This is a genomic window from Cloacibacterium rupense (assembly GCF_014645495.1).
Classification (GTDB): domain Bacteria; phylum Bacteroidota; class Bacteroidia; order Flavobacteriales; family Weeksellaceae; genus Cloacibacterium; species Cloacibacterium rupense.
This window is the reverse complement of record NZ_BMLV01000004.1, coordinates 188,032-206,870: the sequence shown is the minus strand read 5'-3', so window position 1 is coordinate 206,870 and position 18,839 is coordinate 188,032. Positions and strand designations below refer to the sequence as shown.

Sequence of the window (18,839 nt, the reverse complement as noted above, 5' to 3'; positions counted from 1 at the left end):
ATAGTACGTTGATTGAAGTTAGAAAAAGCTTTCAGAATTTATTAGCTTTGTGATAAAGCACAACTATCAAAAGATATATACGCAGTCGGCGGTGGTTAGAAAAAGCTTTCAGAATTTATTAGCTTTGTGATAAAGCACAACAATTTCTTTTTTGATGAAAAAAGAAAGTTTGTTAGAAAAAGCTTTCAGAATTTATTAGCTTTGTGATAAAGCACAACAACAATTAGGTTATAAATACAATGATTATGGTTAGAAAAAGCTTTCAGAATTTATTAGCTTTGTGATAAAGCACAACTTACCGTAAAAACATCAAACTTGACCGCTAGTTAGAAAAAGCTTTCAGAATTTATTAGCTTTGTGATAAAGCACAACTTTTCCGTTCTACATTGTTATTCTTAATTAGTTAGAAAAAGCTTTCAGAATTTATTAGCTTTGTGATAAAGCACAACTGTTGTTTCTTCATTTACTTCTTTTTTATGGTTAGAAAAAGCTTTCAGAATTTATTAGCTTTGTGATAAAGCACAACGAATTCTTGAATTCCGAAGTTAGATATATGGTTAGAAAAAGCTTTCAGAATTTATTAGCTTTGTGATAAAGCACAACATTTTGAAAAAATCCCACTCACAGAAGAAAGTTAGAAAAAGCTTTCAGAATTTATTAGCTTTGTGATAAAGCACAACCAAGAAGCATTTCACGACGTTCGTTGTGAAGTTAGAAAAAGCTTTCAGAATTTATTAGCTTTGTGATAAAGCACAACAACCACCAAAAAAACCACTTTAATGTTAAAGTTAGAAAAAGCTTTCAGAATTTATTAGCTTTGTGATAAAGCACAACATCTTCTTGTGCTTTTTGCGCATCTTTTGCGTTAGAAAAAGCTTTCAGAATTTATTAGCTTTGTGATAAAGCACAACTTAACTAGGGAAGAGCAACTCGCATTAATGGTTAGAAAAAGCTTTCAGAATTTATTAGCTTTGTGATAAAGCACAACATATAAAAACTCGTAATAGGTAATGTAGTAGTTAGAAAAAGCTTTCAGAATTTATTAGCTTTGTGATAAAGCACAACCAAACTTTTCTGCAAACAAATCTGGGAACTGTTAGAAAAAGCTTTCAGAATTTATTAGCTTTGTGATAAAGCACAACATCTAGGTTTTGATATAATTCTTCTCTTAAGTTAGAAAAAGCTTTCAGAATTTATTAGCTTTGTGATAAAGCACAACCTAGAATGTGGCACTTAGGAACTAGATTTAGTTAGAAAAAGCTTTCAGAATTTATTAGCTTTGTGATAAAGCACAACAGAGAACAGTGGCTCTTGATCTTTTTTAAGGTTAGAAAAAGCTTTCAGAATTTATTAGCTTTGTGATAAAGCACAACGGGTGTTGCATCTTTCTAGGATCTCCTATAGTTAGAAAAAGCTTTCAGAATTTATTAGCTTTGTGATAAAGCACAACCTCAAAATTTAATCCACTGAATTACAGTGGATTATTTTCATTTTTAGGATTCAAAATTTAGAACAATTCTAATTGTTGAAAGGTTGGTGGCGGCTCTTCTTTATTTCTAGCGAAAAAGATTTCAATCTCACCAAATTGCTTGTCGGTAATACACATTATCGCCACTTTTCCAGCCTTTGGCAACATTGACTTAACCCTCTTGATATGCACCTCTGCATTTTCTCTACTTGGACAATGTCGAACGTACATAGAAAACTGAAAAAGTGAAAAACCATCATCCAATAGTCGCTTTCTGAATAGACTTGCATCTCTCATATTGGTTTTAGTTTCGGTTGGTAAATCATACAAAACGAGTACCCACATAATTCGGTAAGCGTTAAACCTTTCGGTATTCATAACCATTCAGGATAAGAAATCAATCGTTTTTCTCCTGTATAACATTTATAAAGCGATGAAGCTGTCATTTTAACAGCAACCAACAAGGGTCTTGTTTTTCCGTCTATTTTTACATCTTTGGTGGCAATTTGTAATAGGTGGGCTTTGAACTCTTTGGTCAATTCTTCAGAATTTGGATGTTGGGTAAGCCAATCCATTACCAACCAATCTACAAAAGGACGGTAAGGTTCCATTAAATCATCTGCCAGACAATAAGGATTGTATTTATTTTTATGAAAAATGCCCAACACTGGAAGCAAACCCGTTTCTACAATGGCTCTGGCAACAATACTTCTAAGAACCGCATAACCAAAATTAAAAAATTGATTGGGAGAATCTCCGAAACGTTGTCTCAAAAAATCAAGACTGATGAGATATTTCCAGTAATGCTGTGCCGCAATCCCTTCCATATTCGTTATATCTCCAGACTTTACGTTTCTTTGATATTCAATCATAGGTTCGTAATAATTTCCCAGTTTCATCAGGACACTTTTCTGGTTTTCAATCTTGCATTCTACGGTTTGTTTCCAAAGTTGTTTTTTGAGAGGTTCACTGGCTTCCAATTGGTCTTTTACTCGGTCTGAATGTTCAGTGTGACCAAACAAGGGAAGCATCATTCCATGCGGAAGATGATGCGCATCACAACTCACCACCACAACATTATTTCCCATCATTTTCTGTATCAATTGATGAGAAATAGTAATTTGAAAGTGGTCTAACATCAACAACCCCAAATCTTCCACAGGAACACTGCCCTTTTCGGTTTTGGTTTCCGGACAAAGAATTTTCATTTGCTCGTCTTTGAGTTTAAGATAAGCGGGATTGCCGATGTAAATGGAGCGAAATAACATATTGCGTTTTATTTGAATTCTATTTCACCTAATGCATTAATTTTAAAATCATAACCCTCCATAATAAAATTCCAATTCCCTTGTGAAAGTTTATAAGTTTCTACATTCTCATTTAGATTTAATTCTGATAAATTTTTTGGTAGACTTTTTAAAGCATCTCCTGCCATAAAACAATTCTGGAAAATAATTTTTTTTCCTGCTTTATTTTCTTCAATACCTGAAATCATAAAAAATCTTTTTTGAATATCTTCAATATTTCCTTCATTATAAATTCTTTTCAAATCTTCTATAGTTTCATTACCATAGAATAGTACCTTAGTTTTTTTAGAGAAAACATATTTTGGATAAATAATTTCACCTGTTTTTTCATCAATTAAATATTCAAAAAAATCTTTTTTGTCAAGTATGTTCAGATTATTTTTCAATTCTGCAATGTGTATAGGATTTAGTGTCTTTAATTCTCTCTTTATTTTATTTTTTGTTTTAATTTCATAGATTGCTGCTAAACTCACCTCTTCATGTTGCGCAAGATAATGTCTATTATCTCCATATAAATGATTTTTTATTGGAACTACTTTAGTATTTGGAATTGCACATCTCACATGTCTATAAGTAATAAATTTCCCAAACTGATCTTTTACCCTTTCTCCTTTTCTGTTTAATTGGTATATTTTTTTATCAACTAATTCAAGTTTATTATCTTTCAATAAATTTTCTTCTTCTTTTATACGTTCTATTTCTTTTTTTACATTTTCTTTTACTTGAAAATCAATTATTGCATCTATTTTTTTCTTGGCATCATCTATAGGAATTCGTTTTGCTATCACATTTTTTTTCAAAATATGATTACCTTCCTTATCAAATTTAAAATTACCATTCTCATCTCTTTCAAAATAACTTAATTCACTATAAAAAGAGTCTTGAAAAATAGAACCTCTAAAACCATCCCCTTTCATTTTTTTATATTCAGGAATAGGAATTTTTCCGCCAAACTGATCTTTTATCGGATTGCCAAATTGATCTTTCTTAATTATAAAGTTGCCATCCTCATATTTTCTAAATTCAATTTCACCTTTTTCATTTTTTTGATAAACAATCTCTTTTTTATTAGTTTGTTTGTTATATATTTCTAAAGGAATTCTTTTCCCATTCTTTTTTAAATTTTTCACAAAAGATGAAAAAATCTTATCTTTTTCTTTATAATTAATTATTATTTCGTCTTTAATTTTTAAAACATGTTCCGAACTATAATTTCGATAAGGCACATAATCATGATATTGTTTTTTGTATTTTTTACGAAATTCTTCTGCTATAACTTTTATTCTTTCTTTTTCTGGACTTGGGGGTATTAGTGTTAAAACAGCAGCATCTATTGCATGATGGGAGTGGTGTGTTCTGTTTTTTTCTAGCTCTTCTTTTGGTTGTACTTGTAATATTTTTCTAAATTCTTTTGTATCATTTCCTTTTACAACTCTTACTTTATTAAATATTGTTTTCAAAAAATGATAGGCATATTTTGTCATTATTTGAGTATCAACTAATTGAGAATTCAACCACTTTTCTGTTATTTCTTTTACTAAAAACCCTTCTACTTTTCCTTTCCAATAATTCAATTCTAAACTCCATAAATGTCTTTCTCTAATTGCTGAATCTTTTCTCTCTTTATCTCCTACAGCTTTTTTAGATTCTAACTTCCAAAATTCTATTCTATCTTCAATAAATTTAACTTTTTGAACCCAATGTTCTATATTATTTCTTATAGTTTCATAATCATCAATCAGTTCTGTTGGAATTTTTGCTTTTTTTATATTAGTATTGTAATGTGAATAACAAAGGGTTTTATTTCGTAAAGAATTATCTTGTGAAATTTCATAGGGAATTGTATGCTCAAAATCAACAATTCTATCATTAAACAAATCTTTAAAAGAAATACTTTTGTTTGTATAAATACACCTGAAATTTTGTTCTTTCCATAGTTTTATTTTATCAACATACTTTTCTATTTTTGATTTCTCTTGTTTTATGAAATAATCCCACTTTTTTTCTTTCGTTTTTGAGTTTTCTTTTATAGAATAATCATAATCTTTTTCTTCCATTTCGATTTGCTCAATTGCCAATCTCATTTTATCATTATCATCCTCACTTTGAGGATTTACATTTAATCCATTTGAAAGAAAATATTCTTCTAATAATACTTTTATTTCTTCCCTTTCTTGTTCTTGCTTCTTCTGATATTGTTCAATTGCCCACGCTCTATTAATATCATTTAATTCTCTTGCAATCTCAATAATAATTTCTGTATCACTATCAATAATCTCTTCTTTCAAAAGTTGATTGAGATGATTTTTTAAAATATGTAAAGATTTAAGTGCCTTTGGCTGCTTCAATGCAGGATGTTTTGGACTTCCTAATTGAAGAATAACATCAGAGTTTTCAGGTTTTTGATATATAATTGTCTCTGATGGATGGTATATTCTTTCTAATTTTTTGTTAATTGTATCTTCTGAAAAATGACTCAAAAAATTATTTTTCAAATACCCCTTAAACGTATCTTTTAAAGTTGGTAATTTTATAAACTCACGCTTACTTGTTTTGAAAAAAAATTGAAATTTATTAAAACATGTATTATAGTATTTCTTTTTTATTTCTTCAGAATAATCAGTCCAGGTATCTTTTCCAAAACGTATTTGTAGTTTGTTCAAAATATCTTTTCCTTCAACATTATTTGAAAGTTTATATTCTACGTCTCTATAACCTCTCTTTTGTTCTTCATTTTTCCATTCATAAATAAGTTCATTAACGATATTAGATGTTAACTTCTCAAAGTTCACTTCATCTTGTATATTTATTAAAAACTCTATTATTTTTTTTCTATTTGATTCATATTGCTCTTTTCCTATAACTATTGGTACATTTGCTAAAAGTTTTGCACTCACATTGTCAAAATCTTCTCTTAAGAAAACTAGAATTTTTCTAATTGCATTAAGAGATAAAGAAGCAAAACCCTGTTCAAACTTTCTGCTACATTTTAATAAATCAATTATCTGTTTTTCAGAAAAATTATATTTATTCAGAAAAATTGTTTTTAGATTTTCGTCATCCTCTTCATCTAAAAGTAAATGCCATACATCTTCAATATTGTAAATGATTCTTTTATCTTTTCTTTTTGCATTTGCTTTTTGAAGATTAGTCTCAATTCTTAAATCACGCCAATTCTCACCAAAGATCTTAAAAAAGTAACTTGATATAGGACATCCTCCAATAGTTTGTTTATCTCTATAATTAAAATAATCAGTTTCTTTACAATAAAAATTTACATAGAGAAACTCTTTAATTTCAGAAAACTTAAAATTACTTTTTACTCTTTTTAAGAAAAAATCATTCCACAAAATATCTTTTATATTTTTAGTCAAAGGCTTTCTATTAATTCGAACATTATTTAAAAACTCTCTAACAGAAAATTCCTCAAAATCATAATGACTTAAATAACATCTTGTTTTGTTTTTCTCTAATGTACAGTTTCCAACATTTCCTTTTTGTGACTTAAGTTTTTTTTGAAAAAAAACAGATTTGAATAGATTTTTAAATTCCTCACTTTCCAATACATAACCTTGCTTTTCAAAAATAAGTTTTACCTCCTCCTCTTGTTTTATTCTGATTGCATATTGTTGTAACTCTTGTCTTACTCTATTTCCGAAAGAAATTTCTTTAGCAAAAGCTTCCCCTATGGTTTTTACATTATATTTTAAAGCTATTTCTTCAATTTTACTAGCTTTTTTTCTTTCTGCACCAATAGGATTTTTTCTATTTAAAGAAATATCATCTTCCGCATTATCATCTTCTATATTTTCTTTTACTTTTTTACTACTTTTGAATCCTCTATGATTAGCAATATGATATAAAACTCTCCCAAGAAGATGCTTTCTTAAAATTTCATCTTCAATTTTTTCATTTACTAATTTTGCTCTGATCTCGTATATATTTAATTTCTCATCAAAATCTAAATAAGAAAAATCATTTTGTAACCAATTTAGAAATTTAATATTTTCTTTTGGAAATTTACGTGAAATAATTTCGTTAGTTCTTAAATTAGGATGTACATAATTTTTCCAAGATTTTAATTCATTTTCTGTTAATGGCACGTATTTATACTTAATAAGATATTTTAATAACTCAAATTTTCTATTTTTTTCAGATTTATATCTATTTCTTACTCCTCTTCCCTTTGTTCTTACTGAAGCAAAAGTAAAAACACTTCCAGATTTATCAATTCCTACACCACTACCAAATCTGATTACTCCAGCTTTTTCTATCTGATTTTCTTCCAAATCAAAATTTCTAATTGCCCAACCATATGAATTTGTTCCTAAATCAATTCCAAATTTTTTATTGCTCATATTAAATATTTTTATAAATTTGTTTTAATAAATTCTGAGATACTTTTTCTAACAAGGCTTTTAAGCCGTAGAAAAACTTAATCCTGCGTACTTCCGTGGGATTTTTATTTTCATTAGTAAGAACTAGAATTCTAGTCATAGTCTATTCATAATTATCAGTTTTTAATAATTTATAAATTTAAAAAAAATACTTCACATGAAAATACGGGTTCCCCGATTTTTATTATATTTTTTTTATAACTTTATTTTAATAAATTATACAATAAGACTTTTTTTATTTTTTATTTTATCCCCTAACCTCCTGCCATAGAAAAACTTACAAAATTCCAATCCAATAAAAATGATACTTATTTCACGCAACTTATTGATTTAGATCTATTTACACTTGCATAATTGAAAAATTGATCACATATTTGCCAAAAAAAATCAATGAATGTAAGCTTCGAAAAATCAATAAACACCACCATAGAATGGTTGACACCCCCTGATTTAGTCAAAAAATTAGGCGATTTTGATTTAGATCCTTGCACTCCCGTCAATCCGCCTTTCGTACATGCTAAAACCAACTTCAATATCAATGATGATGGACTGCAAAAACAATGGTTCGGCAGAGTTTACATGAATCCGCCCTATGGCAAAGGAATGGAAAAATGGATGGAAAAACTGAAAATACATGGCAACGGCATTGCCCTAATCTTCGCTAGAACAGAAACCAAATGCTTCTTTAATCACATCTGGAACGATGCCCACGCGGTATTATTTGTAAAAGGCAGAATAAAATTCTATAACACAGATGGCGAACAAAAAGGTACTCCCGGTGCTCCCAGTATTTTGATAGCCTATGGCAAAGAAAATGCAGACCTGCTAGAACAAGCCCATATCGAAGGAAAATTCATCAGACTAAAGTAATTCATAGACAATAAATTCTGCCACATTATATTCCGCATCGATAATCCAACTATTTTCTTGCAACAGTTTGATAATGGCTTCATTCTCGTCTCTTACGCCCTCTACCACGCCCAGCACTTGCAAATTCTCTACCTCCACTTCTGCATTAGGCGCTAGGGTTTGTCCCTCTGGGGTAAGTATGATGTATTTTTTCATGGTAGAATTTACTTTCATGTATTTCCATCAAATATAATCAAAAGGCCAATGGAAACAAAACAGAAAATAAAAATGTCCACCTTTGTCCGCTAATGTCCAGTTTTGTCCACTATTGTCCTTATTTGTCCACTAATGTCCAGTAATGTCCAGATTTGACCACCCCTCTCCTACAATCCTTCGAGTCTCCTTCGAGACTTCTTCGGGAGTCCTTCGGAAAAACGTCTCTTTTTCCGAAGAAAACCAAAACAAAACTGAAAGAACACCAAAAGAAAATACCATGAAATAAAAAATACCAACCACCCTTTGCGAAGCATATACCTCTTCAATCTTCCACTCTTACACTCTTACACTCTTCCACTCTACCATTCTTCACTCTACCACTCCTCAACTTCACATCTTCACATCTTCACATCTTTACATCTTTACATCTTTACAACTTCACCTCCTAACCCCTTCACCAACCCACTCTACCAGTTCTCCGTTCAAACGCCAACTACCTACTTATTCAGCTTAAATAAATTTTCCAGAAACTTAATTTGTTCCTCTTCACTCCACTTATCGGTATAAACCATTAAGTTCAAGAAATCTTTCTTAGAAACCCCAAATAAAAAAATATTATCCAGTTTCCCATCATGGTATTTCCAAATGACATACTGCAATTCTGTATTGTCTTTTAAATGCTGGGTTTTATAATGGTTTTCTCTTCGGTAGTCTGGATCCCATTGGTAAAAGGCCTTTACATTTTCAAAATCAGAATAAGTACTTTTATAAAATGGGTAGGCTTTTTGTGGATTTCTGGCAATAGCAATAATGACGTGCTCTTGATTGCTTAGATAAGTTTGCCCAGAATCATCCATGGTATTGTGCTGTTTCCATTCCCCAGGAATTTTCACTTCTCCAGCATTGGTGGTCAATGTCGTGTAAACCGTTTCTTGTCCAAAAATAACAAATGGTAAAAAGAAAAGAAAAAAGAATAATGTTTTTACATTTTTCATAACTGATGATTTTATTGGTTTTTGATTATCGATATAAATGACTAATAATTGACAATTGATGACTGATGATTGATAGAGATGAGACTATAGATAACACTAACTCTCTAACCTCTTCACAACTTCACAACTTCACAACTTTACAACTTCACAACTTCACCTCTTCCACTCTTAACTCTACCACTCTTCACTCTACCACTCCTCAACTTCACCTCTTAACCTCCTAACCTACATTTATTTTACCCGAAAAGTTCTGGCTACTTTCTGAAATACTTCTAGGTTTTTGACTTTATTTTCGTTGGCTTCTCCTACAATCAGGTAATATTCACGTTCAGAATTAAAAAGCATCACCTCGTAGAGCAATTGCCCCTTATCTCCTTGAGCCACAATTTCGTACCCTTGCATATCCGAAATATTGACCTTTTCAACTTTTTGAATGATGGCTTTACTGGCATTGGGTAGTTTTTTTAATCTTTCTATAGCTTGTTGCTTTTCATCAGTATAGACTTTGTTGCCGAGAGAATTACTTATGATAAGCATTCCTTTTTTACTAGGCAGTTGACCATCTTCACTATACAGCAAAGAACCAGCCATTGATTTCACAAAAACATAACTTGTACCACTGACATCTATGGCGTAAGGGGCAGCTTCTAGAGGGTTGGCAATTTGTTTTTCGTTCATTTTTATGGAAAACAAACTCGTGCGCATTGCTTTTTCTTGAGCACTAAACAACTCGGGATAGATGCCATTGACCATAACCGTATTCTTAAGGTCTCCAAACAATAATATCTGCTTGAGATAGGTTATCCCATTAGCTATCTGACTTACCTTGTAGAGCATGGCCTCTTTTTGTTGGTAAGACACAGTTTCTTTAGAAATCAATTCCATTCCTTTTGTTTTCAAAGCTTCCTTCGTAAAACCCTTTACCAATTCTTCATAGGAAGCCGGAAAATCAGCCACAATAATAGAAGAACCTGTTTCATTATTCTGGAACCCCGAAAAATTAGCAGACACCACAAAACCCTCTGGTGGAACCATAGAGTAAGAGGTTCCGGGTATCAAAACAGGCGTATTCTGCCCAAAACTCAAATTAAAAACAAGGAATAAAAAGAGAATAAAATTTCTGTTCATAGCGGTAGTGCCTTCATAAAAGAAGACTTTTTTAGGTTATTATTGGTTTTATATTTTTCAATCCTTAAAATTACTAAATTAAACAACTCCACCCTCAACTTTTTTTTCACCTCCTCAACTTCACAACTTCACCTCTTCACCTCCTAACCTCTTCCACTCTACCACTCTACCACTCTACCACTCTACCACTCCTCAACTTCACCTCCTAACCTCCACACCCTTCGCGAAGCATTTATGCCTTTGCTCCCTTAAAATATCCATCCACAAAAATGAATCTTTGCGTTAAAAATTTATTTAAACACAAAGAGCACTAAGGTTTCACTAAGAACACTATGATTAGAAATAACCTCCACAAGCATTTATGCCTTTGCTTCCTTAAAATATCCATCCACAAAAATGAATCTTTGCGTTAAAAAAATCTAATAAACCTACCTGTAGAAATTTCAAAAATTTCAAAAATAACTCAAGAAAAAAATGGAAGATTTTACTTCCTTTAGGACCTAGGACAATAAAATCTTCACAACTTCACCTCTTAACAACTTTACAACTTTACAACTTTACAACTTCACAACTTCACAACTTCACAACTTTACAACTTTACAACTTCACAACTTTACAACTTCACCTCTTCCACTCTACCACTCATCCACTCATCACCCTCCCCCAATTAGGTCATCTCAATTATTTAACTTACCTTTGTCAATTATTAATACTTAGGTAAGTATCTTGCCATGCTGTTACTGTTTAGAATATTCTTTATTTCTTTTTCAGTTTTTGCTCAGAGCAACCTCTTTTTTAGTTTCAATCATTATTGATAAACATAACGGAGGGCAAGAACAAATAAAACCTCTTTATCGATATTCAGAGTAAGACATTACATAAGCTGAAACCTCGTTTAAATGCAGATTGAAACAATTCTCCTTATGAAAAACTACACCAATACCATTTGGTTATACCTTTAATTTTAAAACAAAAAGAGCATTATTTATGGCAGATTCTTTTTCAAAAAAAGAAAATTTTAAGAAAAAACTTCAAAAACAAAAAGAAAAAGCGCTCAGAAGAGAAGAGCGTAAAGAAAACAACAACAAAGGAAAAAATTTAGAAGAAATGTTTTCCTATGTAGATGAATTCGGGAGAATTACCAATACACCTCCTGAAAAAAGAGACGAAATCTCTCTAGAAGACATCCAATTAGGAGCCGCTCCTATTGAAGCTGAAGAAACTACCAAAACGGGTATCATCACTTTCTTTAGCGAAAAAGGCTATGGATTCATTACCGAAGACCGCTCTAAAGAAAACGTTTTTTTCCACCAAAACAACTGTCCTGTTCCTTTGAAAAAAGGAAACAAAGTTTCTTTTGAAAAAGAAAAATCCGCTAAAGGCTTTTCAGCCATCAACATTCAATTAGTAAAATAATAACAATTTATATTCACATTACTATGCAAGAAGGCACCGTAAAATTCTTCAACGAAACCAAAGGTTTCGGATTTATTACTCCATCTAACGGTGGAGAAGACATTTTTGTTCATACCTCAGGTTTGGCTACAAGAACCATCCGTGAAAATGACAAAGTAACTTATGAAGTTACCCAAGGAAAAAAAGGATTAAACGCAGTAAACGTTAAGTTAGCGAACTAATACACGAGTATTTTCTATAAAATGGAAAGGCGGCCTCCTATGAGACCGCCTTTTTTTATACTCCAAAACTAAAAAATTTATGAAAATCCTACAGCTTACCAAAGGTATAGAAAGTCTATAGATAAAGCATAGATAGTGTATGGATGGTGTATGGATAGTGTATGAAAAATGCATGGCAAACACATAGCTCATGTATGGCTGAAGTATAGCTGATGTATGAATCATGTATGAAAAAAGAAAACCCAACTTTACTCACCTATTTCCCAATGTCAATCCACACATAACCATCATGATAAGACGCTCAAAAATTCAATCTCCTTCAATCCTAGAAAACCCTAATAAAAATCAACAAATTTCCTTATTTTTGCTCTAAATCATCAGAACAAAATGCCCTCAACTATCCAACAAAAAATAGAAGCACTCCGCGAAGAGCTTCATCAACATAACTATAATTATTACATCTTAGACGAACCTACCATCTCAGATTTTGAATTCGATGTGAAATTAAAAGAATTGCAAGACTTAGAATTAGCACATCCAGAATTCCACGATGCCAACTCCCCTAGTTGGCGTGTTGGTGGTGGTGTTACCAAAAATTTCCCTACAGTACAGCACCAATTTAGAATGTACTCTCTAGACAACTCTTATGATTTTAATGATTTAGAAGATTGGGAAAACCGCATTCTAAAAACCATAGAAGACGAACAAGTAGAGTTTGTAGCAGAACTAAAATACGACGGCGCTTCTATTTCTATCCTCTACGAAAATGGAGAACTAAAAGAGGCCGTAACCAGAGGCGATGGCTTCCAAGGAGATGAAATTACCAACAATGTTCGAACTATTTCGGATGTTCCCCTAAAATTAAAAGGCAACTTCCCTGATAGATTCTTTATCCGTGGTGAAATCTATCTCACAAAGAAAAACTTTGATAAAATCAATAAATCCAGAGAAGAAGAAGGCTTAGACCTTTTTATGAACCCAAGAAATACTGCTTCTGGAAGCTTAAAAATGCAAGATTCTGCAGAAGTAAGAAAACGCGGCCTCTCTGCGGTTTTGTATCAATACATCTCCGATGATTTCCCAGCAGAAACACACTGGGATTTACTCGCCAATGCTAAAAAATGGGGCTTTAAAGTTTCGGAAGACCAAGCTAAGCTTTGCAAATCTCTAGACGAGGTTAAAAACTTTATCAATTATTGGGATAAAGAGCGCCATAACCTCCCTTTCGAAATTGACGGAATCGTATTGAAAGTCAATTCTTTGAAACAACAGAGACAATTGGGTTACACTGCGAAATCTCCACGTTGGGCAATGGCTTATAAATTCAAAGCCGAAAAAGTAGAAACCGAATTATTAAGCGTTTCTTACCAAGTGGGAAGAACGGGTGCCATCACTCCAGTAGCAAATCTAAAACCTGTACTTTTGGCGGGAACTACAGTAAAAAGAGCAAGTTTGCACAACGAAGACATCATCAAAAAACTAGATTTACACGATGGCGATTTTGTGTATGTAGAAAAAGGCGGAGAAATAATTCCGAAAATTGTAGGGGTCAATTTAGAGAAAAGAACACTACTTCAACAACCGATAGAATACATCAAAAACTGTCCAGAATGCGGAACAGAACTCGTAAAACTAGAAGATCAAGCCATTCATTTTTGTCCGAACGAAACGCATTGTCCACCGCAAGTGGTAGGAAAAATGATACATTATGTCTCTAGAAAAGCTCTAAATATTGAAAATTTAGGAAGCGAAACCATCGAACAACTCTACCGAGAAAAATTAATAGAAAATTGTGCAGATTTCTACACTTTAACCAAAGAACAACTCCTTCCTTTGGAGAGAATGGCTGAAAAATCAGCGCAAAATATTATTGATGGTGTAGAAAATTCTAAACAAATTCCGTTTGAAAAAGTGCTCTACGGAATTGGCATAAAACACGTTGGCGAAACCGTTGCCAAAAAATTGGTAAAGAATTTCAATACCATTGAGGAACTAAGAAACGCATCGGTAGAAGAACTTTGTCAAGTAGAAGACATTGGCGAAAAAATCGCGATTTCCATTACAGAATTTTTCAAAAATTCTGAAAACTTGGAAATGATAGAGCGTTTAAAATCTTACGGCGTTCAATTAGAAAAAGGAGAAAATACCAATGAAGTTTTAAGCAATGCTCTGGAAGGAAAAACCTTCCTTTTCACAGGAAAACTTTCACTTTTCACTCGTGAACAAGCAGAAGAAATGGTAGAAAAACACGGCGGAAAAAACATTTCGGCTGTTTCTAAAAACCTGAACTATCTGGTTGTAGGCGAAAAAGCAGGTAGCAAACTGAAAAAAGCACAAGACATCGGAACCATTGAGATTTTAGACGAACAACAGTTTTTGGATTTGATTGAAAGATGAAAATGGAGAATTGATAATGAGAAATAGAATATTTTTGGTTTTAATTTTAATGTTCAATTTTGGTTTTGGACAAAGCTCTTTGAATAAACAATTAAAGAAAATAATTACAGAAACTGAAAAAAGAGCAAATGCCAAAATAACAGAATATGGTATTGATAATAAATTATGGACGGACAATATCGAGCCTTTTAAAGAAAATGATACCATATCTTTTTATACTACATCGAATCTTCCATTTTGTAAAAGTAAATTATTCATCTTTTATCCAAAGAATTTTCTTACAATCAATTATGGAGATGAATGTAATGAACCACCTAGTATTTCGATTGCAAAAATTAAATACAATTATAAAGTTAAAAAAGATCTGCTAACTGTATTTTCTTCAAACAAAAATATTACTTGTAGGTTAAAAATCACTAAAATAGAAAACTATCAAGAAGAAAAATTCGGAAAAGATTCTTATAAACTTACGTTTCTTGTGGTTCAATAATTCCCAAAAACTACATCATCGAAGGTTGGATGAGGTAAATCATTATAATTTTTAGCAAAAACTCCTATTCACCGCTCAATTATTCCCTAAATTTGTAAAAAATTAGAAAAAATGGAGTTGCACCTAGACCGAACATTCAAGTATTATTGGTTAATGTTCAAAAAACACGATTTAGCAGCAGGTCTTACGGTTTTTTTGGTGGCACTTCCTCTTTGTTTAGGTGTTGCTTTGGCTTCTGGTGCACCACTCTATTCTGGGATTTTATCAGGAATCATTGGTGGAGTTGTAGTTTCTGTAATTAGCGGTTCTCAATTGGCGGTTTCTGGTCCTGCTGCTGGTCTTACTACACTGGTTTCGGCAGCGATTATAAGCCTTGGTAATTTTGAAACTTTTCTTTTAGCAGTAATGATTGCCGGAGTTTTCCAAATATTACTTGGGGTACTTAAATTAGGCGTTTTCGCAAGTTATTTCCCCAGTTCGGTGATTAAAGGAATGATGGCTGCCATTGGTATTATTCTAATTTCAAAACAAATTCCGCTAGCGTTAGGTTATAATCAACCAGACTTTTGGAGCAGTGGTTTCATACAGATTTTCACCTCAACGAATTTCTTAGGAAACTTAAAAGAATTCAATGCAAATATTACCAGAGGTGCGGTCTTTATTTCTTTTATCTCTTTGGCGATTCTTATTTTCCTAAAACAACCCAAAAATAAGAAGTACAACATTCTTCCTGCTTCATTAGTGGTGGTGATTTTCGGGATTGCTATTAATTATCTTTTGACTTATTTCGGTTCTTCTTACGCACTGAAATCCAATCAATTGGTCAATATCCCTTCTAATATTTTTGCAGAACTTAAATTCCCTGATTTCACTAAAATTCTAAGCAATATTGAAATTTGGAAAAATGGTTTATTAATCGGAACTCTAGCTACTCTAGAAACCTTACTCAGTATTGAAGCAATGGACAAACTGGATAAACACAACAGAATTACACCAGTAAATAGAGAGTTAATGGCGCAAGGAGTAGGTAATTTTTTCTGTGGATTATTGGGTGCTATTCCTTTAACTGCTGTTGTTGTTAGAGGTTCTGCCAATATACAAGCTGGCGCTAAAACCAAGGTTTCATCATTTGTACACGGTGTATTTTTATTGCTATCGGTACTTCTAATTCCGTTTTTGATTAATCTAATTCCTTATGCTTCGCTATCTGCTATTCTTATCCTCACTGGTTTTGGACTGACAAAAATTAAAATCTACAAAAGCTTATTCAACCTCGGCTGGAAACAATTTGTTCCTTTCATTATTACCATCGTTATTATTTTGGCAACAGATTTATTAATTGGGGTAAGCATCGGTCTATTAATTTCTATTTACTACATCATTAAAGAGAATTTCAAAGAAAGTTATGACTTAGAAAAAACTCATTATCAAGGCATTGACCAATATATTCTGAAATTACACAGCAACGTGACTTTCCTAAACAAAGTAGAAATTAAAAATACACTAGACAAAGTACCTCCCTATTCTTCATTAATTATAGATGGAACTAACATTCATTTTATAGACCACGATGTTTTAGAAATTATCTCGGATTTTGTGGTTAAAGCTCACGACAGACACATTCAATTAGAGTTAATCAACATAAAAACGGTAGAAACCGCAGCCAGTGCTCATTAAATTCTTGACTCTGACCTTTAATAATTGCTCATTGAAATAAATTTCCCTAATTTTAGCATTCCTAATTTTTTAAACAAATAATTCAATACAATGCTAAAGAAAACAATTATTATAGCATCATTATTCCAAGCTGTTGCGTTTTTTTCTCAACAATACGGCGGAATGTGGATTCCTACTGAAATCAATGAAAAAGAGATGAAATCTCTAGGAATGAAAATAAATGCCACTGATATTTGGAGTACTCAAAAACCAAGCATAAAAGATGCTGTGGTACAATTTAACAGAGGTTGCACTGGCGAAATTATCTCTCCGAAAGGTCTTTTATTGACCAATCACCATTGCGGTTATAGTGCCATTCAAAGTCATTCTACGGTAGAAAACGACTTGCTTTCTAATGGTTTTTGGGCTAAAGACAATAAAGGCGAACTCACCAATCCAGGTATGGTGGTAGATTTCGTAACAGATATTAAAGATATTACCAAAGAAATTCTAGGAAATACAACTGGACTTACCGACAAAGAACTCAATAAAAAAATTGAAGAAAATATTGACCAATACAGAAAATCTCAAAAATTAGAAGAATACCAAAGTATTTTGGTGAGACCTATGTTTGCCGGTAATAAGTATTATGCGTTTACAGTAGAGACTTTCAAAGACATCAGATTGGTAGGTGCACCACCACAAAGCATTGGTAAATTTGGTTCGGATACAGACAATTGGGTTTGGCCAAGACATACTGGTGATTTTTCAATCTTTAGAGTGTATGCCAATAAAAACAACAAGCCAGCAGATTATTCACCAGATAACGTTCCTTTTACACCAAAACATTATTTGCCAATTTCTGTAAAAGATATTAAAGAAAATGATTTCACTTTCGTTTTCGGATTTCCAGGCAGAACCAATGAATATTTGCCAAGCATTGCCATCGAAAAAATTATTACCGACACCAATCCTGCAAGAATAGAAGTAAGAGACATCGCCCTAAAAACTCTTGACGAAAAAATGCGTGCAGATGATGCTACCAGAATTAAATATGCTTCCAAATACGCATCTGTAGCCAATTATTGGAAAAAATGGATTGGCGAAACCAAAGGTCTTAAAAAATCTAATGCTGTTGCCAAAAAACAACAATACGAAAATTCTTTAATTTCAAAAAATCCTGAAATTAAAAATTCGCTTTCAGAATTTAATACATTTTATAATCAACAAGCGCCTTATGCACTCAACAACGCTTATTATACAGAAATTCTTAGAAATGCCGAAACGCTTACATTAGCCAATCAATTCTATAGTTTTATCCAAGCTTATGAAGCAGGAAAAACTGACGAAAAATCTGTCAATAATTTCAAAAACAGATTGTCTGCTTTTTACAAAGATTATGACGGAGAATTAGATGCTAAAGTTACTGCCAAATTATTAGCACTTTACGCCAATAAAACGCAACCAGAATTTTTACCAAAAGGTTTTGAACAATTCAAAGATATCAACCAAAATCTTCAAATTCTAGAAAATTGGAGCAGAAATTCTGTGATTTCTGGTAGAAATTCGGTGAATGGAGCTACCATGTATTCTGACATCAACAAAGTGTTTTCTAACCTTCCAGAGTTGGTAAAAACGGTAAAAGCTGACCCTATTTTTCAGACTTTAACCCAAATGAAAGAAACGTATTTATCTAAAGCTGATGGTGAATTTATGACCTTGCAAGATAAAATAGATGCGCTTCAAAAGAAATATCTAGCTCAGATGATGGCAGCAGATAAAGACAGAAAATTCTTCCCAGATGCCAATTCTACGCTTAGAGTAACGTATGGTAAAGTAAAAGGTTCTAATCCTGCAGATGCTATTTCTTACCACTATGAAACTACTTTAGATGGTGTAATGGAAAAATATGTGCCTGGAGATTATGAATTTGATGTTCCACAGAAATTAATAGAATTGTACAATTCTAAAGATTACGGAACTTATAAAAATGCGGCTGGCAAAATTCCATTAGCATTTACGGCGACCAATCACACCACTGGTGGAAATTCTGGAAGCCCTGCTCTAGACGCGAACGGAAATCTGGTAGGATTAAATTTCGACAGACAATGGGAAGGAACGATGAGCGACATTAATTACGACCCTAGATTCAGTAGAAATATAATGGTTCAAACGAAATACATTCTCTTCATTATTGATAAATTTGCAGGCGCAAAATGGCTCTTAGATGAAATGAAAATTGTGAAATAAATTTTAAAATCTATATGTAGGAGGCTGTCTAAAAAGTTTTGGACCGCCT

Annotated in this window: 13 protein-coding genes and 1 CRISPR repeat array (1 of these 14 running past the window's edge); of the genes, 7 read left to right on the top strand and 6 right to left on the bottom strand. The window is 32.3% G+C overall.

The features are described from left to right. Positions 1 to 1,450: a CRISPR direct-repeat array (repeat unit 47 nt; unit sequence GTTAGAAAAAGCTTTCAGAATTTATTAGCTTTGTGATAAAGCACAAC) (it extends 4,139 nt beyond the left edge of the window). A gap of 57 nt (positions 1,451 to 1,507) precedes the next feature. From cas2 to cas9, 3 genes are read right to left on the bottom strand one after another with little or no spacing between them, the layout of a single operon-like run. After that, entirely contained in the window at positions 1,508 to 1,846 is a 339-nt protein-coding gene (gene cas2 / locus IEW40_RS10110; RefSeq protein ID WP_188617972.1) for a CRISPR-associated endonuclease Cas2, read from the bottom strand. Further along, the gene (gene cas1 / locus IEW40_RS10105; RefSeq protein ID WP_188617971.1) at positions 1,843 to 2,736 is read right to left on the bottom strand and encodes a type II CRISPR-associated endonuclease Cas1; all 894 of its coding nucleotides are present in this window, start codon (positions 2,734 to 2,736) and stop codon (positions 1,843 to 1,845) included. Before cas1 ends, cas2 begins: the two co-directional genes overlap by 4 nt. A gap of 8 nt (positions 2,737 to 2,744) precedes the next feature. Next, entirely contained in the window at positions 2,745 to 7,133 is a 4,389-nt protein-coding gene (gene cas9, locus IEW40_RS10100; RefSeq protein ID WP_188617970.1) for a type II CRISPR RNA-guided endonuclease Cas9, read from the bottom strand. A 429-nt stretch (positions 7,134 to 7,562) separates the two neighbouring features. On the opposite strand from cas9, the gene IEW40_RS10095 reads away from it, so the two are divergent. After that, entirely contained in the window at positions 7,563 to 8,042 is a 480-nt protein-coding gene (locus tag IEW40_RS10095; protein WP_188617969.1) for a DNA N-6-adenine-methyltransferase, read from the top strand. On the opposite strand, the gene IEW40_RS10090 is transcribed toward IEW40_RS10095, so the two are convergent. The 3 genes from IEW40_RS10090 to IEW40_RS10080 all read right to left on the bottom strand — a co-directional run bounded on the left by IEW40_RS10090 (position 8,034) and on the right by IEW40_RS10080 (position 10,360). Continuing rightward, the gene (locus IEW40_RS10090; protein ID WP_188617968.1) at positions 8,034 to 8,255 is read right to left on the bottom strand and encodes a hypothetical protein; all 222 of its coding nucleotides are present in this window, start codon (positions 8,253 to 8,255) and stop codon (positions 8,034 to 8,036) included. The genes IEW40_RS10095 and IEW40_RS10090 overlap by 9 nt on opposite strands. 479 nt (positions 8,256 to 8,734) lie before the next feature. After that, positions 8,735 to 9,232, bottom strand: a complete 498-nt coding sequence (locus IEW40_RS10085; RefSeq protein WP_188617967.1) for a hypothetical protein — start codon at positions 9,230 to 9,232, stop codon at positions 8,735 to 8,737. 231 nt (positions 9,233 to 9,463) lie between these two features. Beyond that, positions 9,464 to 10,360, bottom strand: a complete 897-nt coding sequence (locus IEW40_RS10080) for a hypothetical protein (RefSeq protein ID WP_188617966.1) — start codon at positions 10,358 to 10,360, stop codon at positions 9,464 to 9,466. Positions 10,361 to 11,347: 987 nt separating this feature from the next. Between IEW40_RS10080 and IEW40_RS10075 the strand changes: the two genes are divergently transcribed. The 6 genes from IEW40_RS10075 (at position 11,348) to IEW40_RS10050 (ending at position 18,790) form a co-directional block, all read left to right on the top strand. Further along, on the top strand, positions 11,348 to 11,776 hold the full coding sequence (locus IEW40_RS10075) for a cold-shock protein (RefSeq protein WP_188617965.1): 429 nt from the start codon (positions 11,348 to 11,350) through the stop codon (positions 11,774 to 11,776). Between the two features lie 23 nt (positions 11,777 to 11,799). After that, a complete protein-coding gene (locus tag IEW40_RS10070; RefSeq protein ID WP_188617964.1) occupies positions 11,800 to 11,997 on the top strand; it encodes a cold-shock protein in 198 nt (65 codons plus the stop codon). 387 nt (positions 11,998 to 12,384) lie between these two features. After that, positions 12,385 to 14,394, top strand: a complete 2,010-nt coding sequence (ligA, locus tag IEW40_RS10065) for an NAD-dependent DNA ligase LigA (RefSeq protein ID WP_188617963.1) — start codon at positions 12,385 to 12,387, stop codon at positions 14,392 to 14,394. Continuing rightward, positions 14,384 to 14,884 carry a hypothetical protein gene (locus IEW40_RS10060; RefSeq protein ID WP_188617962.1) on the top strand — a complete coding sequence of 167 codons (501 nt, stop codon included), beginning with the start codon at positions 14,384 to 14,386 and terminating at the stop codon, positions 14,882 to 14,884. The genes ligA and IEW40_RS10060 overlap by 11 nt, the downstream gene beginning before the upstream one ends. A 111-nt stretch (positions 14,885 to 14,995) precedes the next feature. After that, entirely contained in the window at positions 14,996 to 16,561 is a 1,566-nt protein-coding gene (locus IEW40_RS10055) for a SulP family inorganic anion transporter (RefSeq protein WP_229663427.1), read from the top strand. A 90-nt stretch (positions 16,562 to 16,651) separates the two neighbouring features. After that, positions 16,652 to 18,790 (top strand): S46 family peptidase, encoded by a 2,139-nt coding sequence (locus IEW40_RS10050; RefSeq protein ID WP_188617961.1) that lies wholly within the window; start codon positions 16,652 to 16,654, stop codon positions 18,788 to 18,790. The last annotated feature ends 49 nt before the right edge of the window (positions 18,791 to 18,839 follow it).